The sequence below is a fragment of the Prevotella sp. AM23-5 genome (assembly GCF_003473645.1).
Taxonomy (GTDB): Bacteria; Bacteroidota; Bacteroidia; order Bacteroidales; family Bacteroidaceae; genus Prevotella; species Prevotella copri_A.
Genome location: NZ_QUCG01000091.1, coordinates 1 through 9,965 on the forward strand (window position 1 = coordinate 1; position 9,965 = coordinate 9,965).

14 protein-coding genes are annotated in these 9,965 nt (G+C 44.5%); 2 read left to right on the plus strand and 12 right to left on the minus strand.

Annotated features, from left to right (window positions below; translation table 11 throughout):
* Positions 1-94 precede the first annotated feature (94 nt).
* From DW657_RS15255 to DW657_RS15295, 10 genes are all read right to left on the minus strand, one after another.
* Entirely contained in the window at positions 95-655 is a 561-nt protein-coding gene (locus tag DW657_RS15255; RefSeq protein WP_118313294.1) for a DUF5675 family protein, read from the minus strand.
* A gap of 38 nt (positions 656-693) precedes the next feature.
* Positions 694-3,132, minus strand: coding sequence for a hypothetical protein (locus DW657_RS15260; RefSeq protein ID WP_118313295.1), 2,439 nt, complete (start codon positions 3,130-3,132; stop codon positions 694-696).
* A 23-nt stretch (positions 3,133-3,155) separates the two neighbouring features.
* The gene (locus tag DW657_RS15265; RefSeq protein ID WP_117664285.1) at positions 3,156-3,548 is read right to left on the minus strand and encodes a hypothetical protein; all 393 of its coding nucleotides are present in this window, start codon (positions 3,546-3,548) and stop codon (positions 3,156-3,158) included.
* A gap of 33 nt (positions 3,549-3,581) precedes the next feature.
* The gene (locus DW657_RS15270) at positions 3,582-4,112 is read right to left on the minus strand and encodes a hypothetical protein (RefSeq protein ID WP_118313296.1); all 531 of its coding nucleotides are present in this window, start codon (positions 4,110-4,112) and stop codon (positions 3,582-3,584) included.
* Positions 4,113-4,276: 164 nt separating this feature from the next.
* Positions 4,277-4,699: a hypothetical protein gene (locus tag DW657_RS15275; RefSeq protein ID WP_118313297.1), complete on the minus strand. Its 423-nt coding sequence runs from the start codon at positions 4,697-4,699 to the stop codon at positions 4,277-4,279.
* The gene (locus DW657_RS17970; RefSeq protein ID WP_153097475.1) at positions 4,675-4,836 is read right to left on the minus strand and encodes a hypothetical protein; all 162 of its coding nucleotides are present in this window, start codon (positions 4,834-4,836) and stop codon (positions 4,675-4,677) included. Before DW657_RS17970 ends, DW657_RS15275 begins: the two co-directional genes overlap by 25 nt.
* 263 nt (positions 4,837-5,099) lie before the next feature.
* Entirely contained in the window at positions 5,100-5,510 is a 411-nt protein-coding gene (locus tag DW657_RS15280; RefSeq protein ID WP_118313298.1) for a hypothetical protein, read from the minus strand.
* Between the two features lie 491 nt (positions 5,511-6,001).
* Positions 6,002-6,184, minus strand: coding sequence for a DNA cytosine methyltransferase (locus DW657_RS15285; protein WP_118313299.1), 183 nt, complete (start codon positions 6,182-6,184; stop codon positions 6,002-6,004).
* A gap of 26 nt (positions 6,185-6,210) precedes the next feature.
* Positions 6,211-7,224 carry a DNA cytosine methyltransferase gene (locus tag DW657_RS15290; protein WP_118313300.1) on the minus strand — a complete coding sequence of 338 codons (1,014 nt, stop codon included), beginning with the start codon at positions 7,222-7,224 and terminating at the stop codon, positions 6,211-6,213.
* Between the two features lie 8 nt (positions 7,225-7,232).
* A complete protein-coding gene (locus DW657_RS15295; protein WP_118313301.1) occupies positions 7,233-7,463 on the minus strand; it encodes a helix-turn-helix domain-containing protein in 231 nt (76 codons plus the stop codon).
* Positions 7,464-7,771: 308 nt separating this feature from the next.
* Here DW657_RS15295 and DW657_RS15300 point away from each other — a divergent pair, with 308 nt between their 5' ends.
* Positions 7,772-8,290 (plus strand): hypothetical protein, encoded by a 519-nt coding sequence (locus DW657_RS15300; protein ID WP_118313302.1) that lies wholly within the window; start codon positions 7,772-7,774, stop codon positions 8,288-8,290.
* A gap of 170 nt (positions 8,291-8,460) precedes the next feature.
* On the opposite strand, the gene DW657_RS15305 is transcribed toward DW657_RS15300, so the two are convergent.
* Complete coding sequence (locus tag DW657_RS15305; protein WP_118313303.1) at positions 8,461-8,820, minus strand: hypothetical protein; 360 nt, start codon at positions 8,818-8,820, stop codon at positions 8,461-8,463.
* A complete protein-coding gene (locus DW657_RS17975; protein ID WP_158577403.1) occupies positions 8,820-8,963 on the minus strand; it encodes a hypothetical protein in 144 nt (47 codons plus the stop codon). Before DW657_RS17975 ends, DW657_RS15305 begins: the two co-directional genes overlap by 1 nt.
* 415 nt (positions 8,964-9,378) lie before the next feature.
* Between DW657_RS17975 and DW657_RS15310 the strand changes: the two genes are divergently transcribed.
* Positions 9,379-9,873 carry a hypothetical protein gene (locus tag DW657_RS15310; RefSeq protein ID WP_118313304.1) on the plus strand — a complete coding sequence of 165 codons (495 nt, stop codon included), beginning with the start codon at positions 9,379-9,381 and terminating at the stop codon, positions 9,871-9,873.
* Positions 9,874-9,965 lie beyond the last annotated feature (92 nt).

Here is a 9,965-nt window from a genome sequence, read left to right on the forward strand (position 1 = left end):
TAGGGTTCGAATCCCTAAGGGTGTACAAAGGATGGCGTGTCATAAACTTATGACGCGCCATCTTTTTTTATGGTAAAAGTTATGACTCCCTATCCTATTGGATGGTTATCCAGATACTTTCGTCTCGGTCGCGAGCCGCTGTCATGGCGTTGATGAGTCGCTGCAGCCAGATGCGGGAGTCCACCACCATGCCCTCGAACTTGTTCTCCCCCACGAGGATGCAGCCTTGCGTGTCGTCAGGATAATTGCCTGCATGGATGCGGATGCCCTCGAAATTCGGCACGCCCAACAGCAATGGCAGCCAACGCTTGAATCTTGGCGAATACGATATGACCACGGGATATGATCCCTCAGGAATGGCCGTATGACCAGGTACCTTACGTGCCTTCACGCCGCTCTGGCGGCTATAGCGGGCATCCACTTCCTCTGGCTTTAGCTTGATACCCAACAGATTGCGCCATGTAGGCTCCATGGTATCGCAGAGATATGTATCCTTGGACAGCAGCTGGCTGTCAAAGGTATGAACCAATCTTCTCTTGTCGTCTATCTTCTTACCGGGCAGCGAGTTACGCTTTACACTCGCATCGTCCAGCAGATAGAGTCTGCCTATGGTATAAGTTCCTCTTTTAGCTATACGCTTTAATACTATTTCCATTTTGTCTGAATATTAAGTGTTAAGTTTTTTTAAAACTATTAAACATTGAAACCTCTCAGGTCGAGTCCGTCGGAACGATATAATAGCTTCTTAAAACTGAATAACTGAATACTGAATACCTTTCCGCCCTGCTTTCCGTCCGCTCCGTCGGCATTTGCTCCCTTCGGAGGAATCTTCTCGATGTAATGGCGGTTCACCCAGTTTCTCAGCATCATCGCCGTGCCCTTCTTGCCGAACTCGTTCTGCTGACGTACCATCTCAGCCTGCGCATAGGTGAAGGTGTCAGGCAATTGCTGCAGCAGGTTGGCTGGTCCTCGCTTGCTCGATTTCTCTCCCACCTCATTAGCCTTGGCTATACCTGCGCCAAAGAAAATCATCTTGCACCACAGGTCGTAACTCTCGCTCCATCTGATGAACTCTTCTATTTCGGGTTCCCATTTGCAGCCGTTTGCCACGTATAGCACGCAAGCCTTGAGGAAGGCTATTACGTTGCCACGGAAGGAGAGATTCTCGAACACCCTGTTTTGCGACATACGCGAAAAGTCGGCGTTCTCCTCCTTCAACTTTTCTGCCAGGGCGAAAGCCTCAGCGCAGTCTATCCTACCCGACGCCTTGCACAGATTCTCTATGTACGGTTTGAGTGCCTCTCTGAAGGCATCGTCGTATTCGCCATATACAGGCATATCGGCACCGATTTCCCGCTCCGGGATGGTACAGAAGTTGATGCGGCTGATAGGTCCGTCGGTGAGCACCTTGGAGAAATATCGCTGCCCCAGCTGGACGGTGGTCGATGCATTCCAGTTAAATCGGATGGTGATGCGCTCGGTGATACTCGATGTGCCCACGCGGGTCTGGCCGTATGAGTTCCCAGGATCAAAGGCAAGGCACATGATCTTGAACTGCTGGTTGCCCTGCCCCTTGAGGGCGTCGAACTGGTCTATCTCGTTGAGCGATGTATAGAGGAAATGTCCCTGAGCCTCAGCCGTGCGCATGACGAATGCCGGGTTGGTCATATCGGCGTCAATCTCCTGGATGATGAGGTTTTCCGGACGCTTGCGCTTATCCTTGTTGGCGCCCTTGCGTGTCACCTCCTCTTTCCATTCCTTCTCCCGGTTCAGGTTCTCACGGTCTCGCTTTCTGATGTCCTCCATAATCATGTTGATAGGCATCTGCACACAGTTCTTGCCTGCGCCCGTACCCGCCAGCAGACAGCACATCAGGGTAGCCTCGTGCTCCACGTTGTCAATATACTTGAAGGTGGTCTTGCAGAGGTGTGTGGCAAGTGGTGGGAAGATGGCGTGAGCCACGGCAGGCTTGTAGATGTCCGGGGTCTTCGATAGCAGAAGCTCCACGAGTTTTGGGAGATGTTCGGGCATCGGAGGCGGAGCGATTTTATCATCTTCCGCATTGGAATCCGTGCCGTCCTCGGAACTCATGGTCTTGAACGATACGTCATCCTTTTGGGAGGACTTCTCTGCCTGGGCATTGATGCGGATCACGGCTTGTGACATCGGCTTCGAACTGTCGCCATATTTCGCATAGAAGTCGTGGATGAGCTGCTGGCAGTCACGCTCCTGCGAGAAGGCAGGCATCTTCTGCGCCACCACCGCCTTCAGTTCGTCTTCGGGCATCACTCTCGATGCGCCTGCGCTCATGATTGCCAGGAGCGATGAGTGGCGCGAGCCTGGGGTGTTGATATCTACGTCCTTCAGGCCAGCCGCATTGCGGAAGAGGTCGAAGGCTGCGAGGTTCTTGCCGGTTGCCACAGCGACAGCCTCCTGAGGAGTTCCAGCAGGGCTGAGATGAACAGCATGAGCAGCATTGCTATCACAAGGTTGGACAGGCTGAATAGCAGAAACAGCCACACCTCTTCCGTCGATGGTGAGCCCACGGTCCAGGTAGGCTTGTCTGCGCTTCTTCAGCTCTTCCTGTGGCAGCACCTCGTACCAATGGGGCGAGCGATAGATTTCCGACTCCTTGTCGGTGATGAAGAGCATGCGCTCAGGCGTGATGCAGCTCTCGTCGTAGGGTACGCCCAGCGCCTCGCAATAGGCTCGCTGCGTCTCCTCGATAGTCATGCCCACGGGCATGCGGATGTCGATGTGCAGCTTCTTGCGGGCAGAGTACTCCAGGTGCAGCAGGGCGCCCTTCCAGATGGTGTCGCTGCAGTTCAGCTCACGTGCCTTTTCTATCGCCTTGTCCACATATTTCTTATCGTCCACGTCGATGGTGGTCTGGAAGAGGAAGCTTTCTGGCACGGCGTTCTTCTGCGAGCGTCTGTTGTCCCGGAACTGGTAGTAGTGAGCGCAGCGGAAAGGCAGCTGCTTCTTCAGTTCATCGTTACCCCCACGGATGGCAGCTACCAGGTCTGCCATCCAGGGATAAGCGATGGTCTTGTCATAGACCGAGAGTGGCTGGGAGCTTACGCTCCCCTTATTGCCATTCTTGTACGGATTATATGCTATAATATGTTCCATTTTTTTAAATGTTGAATGATACATTATCCCTTGATGTCTGCCTCCTTGAATCCGGCAATCAGCTCCTTGTGCTCAGCCTTGAGGTAGCGCAACATGTCCTGCTTGTCCAGGTCTCGGCTGAAGGTATAGTTCACCTGCACCGTGCGCTTGGTGGTGCGCACCACGGCGTGGTTGGTCTTGAAGATTTCCTCGAAGATCTTCTCACCCGTATGCTCGTAAGGTTTGAAGTCGAACTCGTCACCTCCCTTCTCGCCAGAGCATACCATTCTGCCCGGTATCACCTTAGGCTGTTCGCAGATAACCTCGGCATCGTTCCATGGCGCCTTGCGGAAGGCGATGGTACCGTTTTCCTCACTGATGATGGCTCCGTCCACCTTCTGGGCGTTGAGGAGCTGCTTCTTTGCTGCTTGTTTCATGATTGTAATCTCTTGTTTATAAGATGAATAATGTCAGTTGATTCTCATATCGTTGATATACAGGCCGTCGGCAGCATATCGGATGTCAATCGGCTTTTCTAGAGGGTCATAACAGATTCTTTTCATCATGACACATTCATGACGCCAACATCTATCCTCGTCCTCCATCACAGGCTGGATATAATCCTTGACCCACTTGTAAAACAACTTACGCTCCGGATCTTTCGAACAGCCTATCGTCATATCTCTCACCACCTGAGAGTCAACGAATATCATATTTCTCCAAGCTATTCTACTTTTTTGCACCACCTTGTCAGCATTACCAAAGAATTCACCAAAAAACAAACGATGTGTAAAATCCTTCGGCACCTTTTTTGTATGCACTTCCACATACATTTCTACCACTTTCCCCTCCGTGTCGGCTAATACCGGGAACAATGTATCTCTGCCGATATCGGTGATGGCCACCAGGTCCTCAATGCAAAAGAACAACCCTTCGTCGTTGTTCACCACTCTCAATCCGCCATACTGCGGATGATAAAACACATAAGCTTTTCCTAACATATCAATATATCATATTAAAGGGTTGGGCTGCGAGATATTCGCCAGATTTCAGTTTCAGGAACGGTACCGGATTCCTATAAACAAAAAACGCCCGCAACCAGACTTTACTTGTCTGATTACGGGTGCAAAGGTACGGAGATATTTTTATACTTACCTAGTACGTACTATGTACGCGTACTAGTACTACCGTTCAGCAAAGGGGTTATTTCATCCAGGAATTTTATCGTCTTCTTCTGCTCCATTCCTCTATTATAAGCAGCTCTCAGGGCATTGGGAGTAATATTCCAGAGGTCAGAGAACACCTTCCACATCTCATTGATACCCAGCGTTATGGCTATCTGATAGGCAAGGACCGCAGACTCAGAGTTGGACAGCTCCATAGGGTAGAAGTTCTCATCGAGCAACCCATGTTTCTGCAGATTCTTCAAGACTGCCAGTCCCCTCTCTCCCTTCAGTTCATCCGACATACGTGCCGCAGGATCGTCATCGTTCTTCTTCTTGGCGATACCATTCACATAGCAATTCTCCACATACTCTATATAGCAGGCATTGCCCGTTACGTTTATGGTTCTTCCTTCTCCAAGCATGGCTTCTCCTCCTTAAAATCGTTGTTCATATACTCAATATACTTGCTGTTGCCATTCAATTGAATGACCACGCAAACAAGGCTGAATCGCCCATACTTCAGAATCAAGCGCACGAGCTTGATGATAAATCTACCCATAATTCTAAATTGATGATGGTTAGTAAATTAAGTTCTTTGTCGCTCGTTCCTTAGTAGAGGACGTCAGAATTTGTTTGCGCTAACATATTTTTGCTGGAACAAGCAAATGCCAGGAGTGCTATAAGGGAATACACCCTTAGGGGACAGTTGGTCTCCGATTTTATCAGATACTATTTTCTTTTATCGGTATTTATATTATAGATTAGAATTAGCCCCAAAATGAGTTCGCTAACACATAGCGAGGCGGAAAATCTCACTTATATTTACTTCATTAAAGCCAGCAAATCCTTTCCCTTATGCATGAGGTTAAGAACCACAGCGGCTTGCATTCCGTAAATTTTCTTATATTTTTCTTTCATCTCATACAGTATGGCAAGTCTGGTTTCCCTATCTCTTACATTTTTCTTGTAGTTCTCCACCGCCTGTATTTCCTGGTAGAGATAGTAGCCAATGACGTAGCAGAATTGTCTGATGACCTCAAAAGATATTGAGGTTTCTTGCTGCCTAAGTTTTCTGATGGTATCGTAAGCAGAGCCAAACTCCAAATTTATTATTGTGGGGGTTGTGATTTCCTCCACTATCATGTGGTCAAGGAGTGCTCCCACTTCCTTGACAACCTTGCCTCTCATATAGCCATCGGCATATGAATTCATGTAACTACGTCCCTTTCCCATAATTTCTTTTTTAAATTTCGGTGTGAAATTACAAAGAAAGAGCGAAATAGAGGCGTGTACTACGATTCCTTAATTCGTAATATGAGTACTATTATTTTTCTGATTTTTAGTTTTTTTGAAAAAAAGAGGGAAAAGTGAGCATTCTTGTAGCATCACTTCTCCCTGTTACTTTTATGGTATTTTTATGGTAGGTGCAGCACTCTGCACTGCTTGTTTTACTTGATTATAACTATAACTGAGCCCACTCATAACCGCGAATTCAACAAGCAAGTGCAAAAATTTCGAAATGTTTTTGTGAAAGCACTCCTTTGGTGTTGAGAAAATCACTTTTTCTCTCTACTTCCTATGATATTCTCAGGAAAAAGACTTATAGCTTTAGCTCCAGGATATAGGGTTTCATCTTCATACCGCCATGCCCTGAAACATAGTTTTTAATATATTCCGTTCTGTTCTCTGTTTCTACATCCAAGACTTCAAATACCCAATACTGATCACCAGAAGGATGAAATCCCAGATTCTCCAAATACTTTGATGATATATGTGCCCGGATGGTTCAGGAGATAGGTTTCCTTCACTGCGGGGTTGTTGTCGTTTGCCCATACAACCTCAAAACCAGCTTGTTCAAAACCTAAATCCAAGCCACCACATCCCGAAAAGAATGAAACTACTTTCATATTGCGACCTCCTATAAAAAATACTCCTATGCCCTCTTGCTCTTGATTCCCCGTGACTCAAGCGTCCACTTAATCTGCTTTGCCATATGATAGGCAAGATTCACCGGCACGGCATTGCCAATCATCTTATAACCCATATTCACATCGGTATAGATAAACTTGAAATCATCAGGGAATGTCTGGACCCGAGCTACTTCTCTTACCGTCATACGGCGATAGAGATGCTCCTTGCCAGGCACAAACTTTTGCAGATTCTTCTCTACCTTAATCATCTTCGGCGCCTGAGGATGGAGCTGGCACTGGCGACCGCTAGCCTGTACCGTAAATCCAGGTTCATCCCATGCTCTTACTCGGTTTCTCGACATGAAGATGGGTGAGAATGCACCTATGAAGTATTCGTGGTTTGGCACCTTGCAGGCATCACCATTGCTATGATTCTTCTCCTTGGCAGGGATTGCCGAATCCTTCAAGTCCCAGATTGCCTCACGGAGCGTAGGGCGATGGCTCTGCGGTGTAGGATAAACAAATTCCTTGATGCCCAGGTCTTTTCTGAAACCTACATAGAACACTCGGTCTCTGTCTTCAGGAACATCAAAATCGTTGGCATTCAACATCTGAAGATTCACATCATATCCTGCCTCATCGAAGAGAGCCAGGAAGTTCTTAACAGCCTCAGCATTGCGGGCAGCCAGCATTCCTGATACATTCTCAGCCACGAAGAAGAGCGGCTGCTTATCCTTCAATATGCGGATATAATCATAAAAGAGCTGTCCTCGTGCATCATTGATTCCCTTCAGCGAACCCGCCTCGCTCCAAGACTGGCAGGGAGGACCGCCGATGATACCATCAATATCATTCGGGAAATCCGAAGGCGACAGCTTCCGGATGTCTCCCTCGATAAGATGAACATCGGGGAAATTGGCACGGAAAGTGGGGCAAATCTTGGCATCAATTTCATTTGCTATCATTATCCTGAAACCAGCTATCTGGAAGCCTAAATCAAGACCTCCAGCTCCTGAAAACAAACTGATTAAATTCATAGCTATCCTTATGCCTTACCCATAATATCGTCTGAGGCACGGAACTCCTTCCCGTCCCTGCCATTAATCAGACTCCTTACGTCAACATCCAACACTTTAGCTATCCTATCCAGAATATTGATGGTCGGATTTCCATTGATATATTTATAGCAAGCATCTCTAGTTACGCCCAACAGTTGGCTCAATTCCTTCACAGATATACCTTTGCGCTTTAAAACTTCTTTTATCAGTAATTCCATAATTCATTATTTTTGAATTGCAAAGGTACATTGATAAAAAATAATACTGTTAAGAAAAAGGCCAATAAAGGCCAAAAGAAGGCCAAAGTTTGTTAATGTATAGTTATAACTATACAAATGTCTGATAATCGTATAGTTATTACTACACAAAGACATCTTATACGAATTCTAAAAATAAGATTTCCTGTAAGTCTCAATATAAGAAAAGCTTACTTGATGTATAGTTATAGCTATACAAATAATAGGTTTTTCTCTTGGTCATATCGGCAAAAAACATTATCTTTGCCCAGAAAATAAGATTCTGAATCATGCAAGATACAAACATTCAATATCAATTCTTCCCACGTTCCATAGGATTAATCGAACCTATGGAAGAAGTCATCAATGTCTTTAAAAAAGCAGAAGATAAGATTTCGTCTTCTATAAACGACTTGAAGTCTGATGATGTATTATCTATAGTTCGTCCAGGACTCGAAAAAATCGGTTATTGCGTAGAACAAAACAAGAAGGATGAAGGAAAAATAAAAGTACCTGTTCTTTTCGGATGCAACAACAGCATAGACAAACATTTTTATGCAGATGCCATTAGTGCAGACAAGAAAATTGTCATCGAGGTAGAAGCCGGCAGGGCCACAGAGAACCACCAATTCTTAAAAGATATTTTCGAAGCTTCTATGATGTTTAGCGTGGAATACTTAGTGATTGCGGTGAGAAATATTTATCGCAATCACAATGATTTTGAAAGAATTTACCCGTTCTTAGAAACAATGTATATTACCAATAGAATCAAATTACCTTTGAAAGGGATTTTACTTATTGGATATTAAAACAAGGACATTCACTAAGGCTTATTTATCAAAGCCTTGATGAATGTCCTTACTGATAATCTCTGCTATATCCGCATGTATCTCGCGCGACATCAAATGAATGTACACATCGTTACCACATGCATCAATGTAAATGGGAGTATCTATAACTGAGACATTTAACTTTCTGACTATTTTTCAAACATACTAGTAAATAGCCGATTACGATATTCCTGCACCAACATTCCAGTTTCTTTTTTCTTAAAGCTCATAGGAACATCCGAGATGTCATCACATTGATAATACAATATAGCATTAGGATGACCTATAAAAAATGTTGCAATTAATTGAGATACTTTATTCAAAAGTTTCATAGGTGTTACCTTTTGGACGTTACCTAATCTCTCAAGATAAATACCCCATAATTCAAAACCCTTATCTTTCAAAAAAGAAGCCAATTCTTTTGAAAGAAACAAATCACTATCAGCAGCAAGGCGAAGGTAAAATTTATCTCCAGCACTATTAGAAAAAGAATAGACCGCCTCCTTCATCAGAACTGAAATTCAAAGTCGCACTTCTCTACGTTGCGCAGCTTTTCCAACTGCTCAGCCTTATGAGCCTTCAGTTTCTTCACCCATTCTGCCATCTTGGGAGAAGAGCTCTTTATAACTATTGTTTCATTTACATGTACCATAAGCCTATAGTTTTATATATAGGGGCAAAAATACTACATTTATTTGGAAACACCAAATTTTTGGCAGAAATTTTTGCTCCGACCTTCAATAAATCGATAAGTCGACGCTCTGTGTCTGAAAAATCCGGCATAATCTTATCTATTTAGTTAATATTCAAAATGCAAAGTACATGAATATTAGCCTAACAGACAAGTTTTCAGAGTATTTTTAGTTTTCTTTGGCCTTTTAGCAGTACGCTACATGCTTTCGAAAGACATCATAGAGGGATTTGTGTTGCTGTACAGATAGAAAACACGGAAAAGTTGTACTTTTATAATCGAAATTTAAGAAATAACATTCAACATATCTATATTTTTTGTATCTTTACCGGCAAAATACGGATAGGATTGTCCGCAACTTAATAAAATGGATTGTATGAAGAAGTATTTGGTATTCCTTATATTCGCAGGACTAAGTTCCTGTATTGATGCTCAGACAGTCAAAGAGACTGTCCGTGGCAAGTATGGCGAGAACCTAGGTACTGCTGAAACTACGGTAAGAGGTGGCAAGCGTGTGACTGTGTATAAAGACAAGTATGGACAAATTACTGGAACATCAGAAAGTAAGACCCACTCTTTCGGCAAGACCACTACGGTTTACAAGGATAAGTATGGGCAAAAAACGGGCACCAGCACAAGTACAACAAGTCATGGCTTGTTCTCTTCCAGAACGATTTCTACCACTTATCGTGATAAGTATGGCAAGAAAACAGGTTCTAGCATCACCAAACATTCAGGAAATACAGGTACCACCGTCTATAGAGATAAGTATGGGCAGGTTACTCGCAAGGGCAAGGTTAAGGGTAGGTTGCCAAACAAAAGTAGCAATTATTATGATGGATGGAGCAGTTCAAAGTCAAAAGGTAAATAATCCGAAAAAGCTTCTCCACGTTGCGCAACTTCTTGAGGTTTCAAAGCTTTTGACCTTACAGGTAGGGTGTTCAGTATTCAGTATTCAGTTTT

What these genes read in the sequence shown, in the direction of transcription:
- DW657_RS15260 (WP_118313295.1), bottom strand. Translation starts at nt 3,132, where the DNA reads ATGGAACATATTATAGCATATAATCCGTACAAGAATGGCAATAAGGGG.
- DW657_RS15290 (WP_118313300.1), bottom strand. Translation starts at nt 7,224, where the DNA reads ATGAATTTAATCAGTTTGTTTTCAGGAGCTGGAGGTCTTGATTTAGGC.
- DW657_RS15280 (WP_118313298.1), bottom strand. Translation starts at nt 5,510, where the DNA reads ATGGGAAAGGGACGTAGTTACATGAATTCATATGCCGATGGCTATATG.
- DW657_RS15270 (WP_118313296.1), bottom strand. Translation starts at nt 4,112, where the DNA reads ATGTTAGGAAAAGCTTATGTGTTTTATCATCCGCAGTATGGCGGATTG.
- DW657_RS15300 (WP_118313302.1), top strand. Translation starts at nt 7,772, where the DNA reads ATGCAAGATACAAACATTCAATATCAATTCTTCCCACGTTCCATAGGA.
- DW657_RS15265 (WP_117664285.1), bottom strand. Translation starts at nt 3,548, where the DNA reads ATGAAACAAGCAGCAAAGAAGCAGCTCCTCAACGCCCAGAAGGTGGAC.
- DW657_RS15285 (WP_118313299.1), bottom strand. Translation starts at nt 6,184, where the DNA reads ATGAAAGTAGTTTCATTCTTTTCGGGATGTGGTGGCTTGGATTTAGGT.
- DW657_RS17970 (WP_153097475.1), bottom strand. Translation starts at nt 4,836, where the DNA reads ATGGGTAGATTTATCATCAAGCTCGTGCGCTTGATTCTGAAGTATGGG.
- DW657_RS15275 (WP_118313297.1), bottom strand. Translation starts at nt 4,699, where the DNA reads ATGCTTGGAGAAGGAAGAACCATAAACGTAACGGGCAATGCCTGCTAT.
- DW657_RS15310 (WP_118313304.1), top strand. Translation starts at nt 9,379, where the DNA reads ATGAAGAAGTATTTGGTATTCCTTATATTCGCAGGACTAAGTTCCTGT.
- DW657_RS17975 (WP_158577403.1), bottom strand. Translation starts at nt 8,963, where the DNA reads ATGGTACATGTAAATGAAACAATAGTTATAAAGAGCTCTTCTCCCAAG.
- DW657_RS15255 (WP_118313294.1), bottom strand. Translation starts at nt 655, where the DNA reads ATGGAAATAGTATTAAAGCGTATAGCTAAAAGAGGAACTTATACCATA.
- DW657_RS15295 (WP_118313301.1), bottom strand. Translation starts at nt 7,463, where the DNA reads ATGGAATTACTGATAAAAGAAGTTTTAAAGCGCAAAGGTATATCTGTG.
- DW657_RS15305 (WP_118313303.1), bottom strand. Translation starts at nt 8,820, where the DNA reads ATGAAGGAGGCGGTCTATTCTTTTTCTAATAGTGCTGGAGATAAATTT.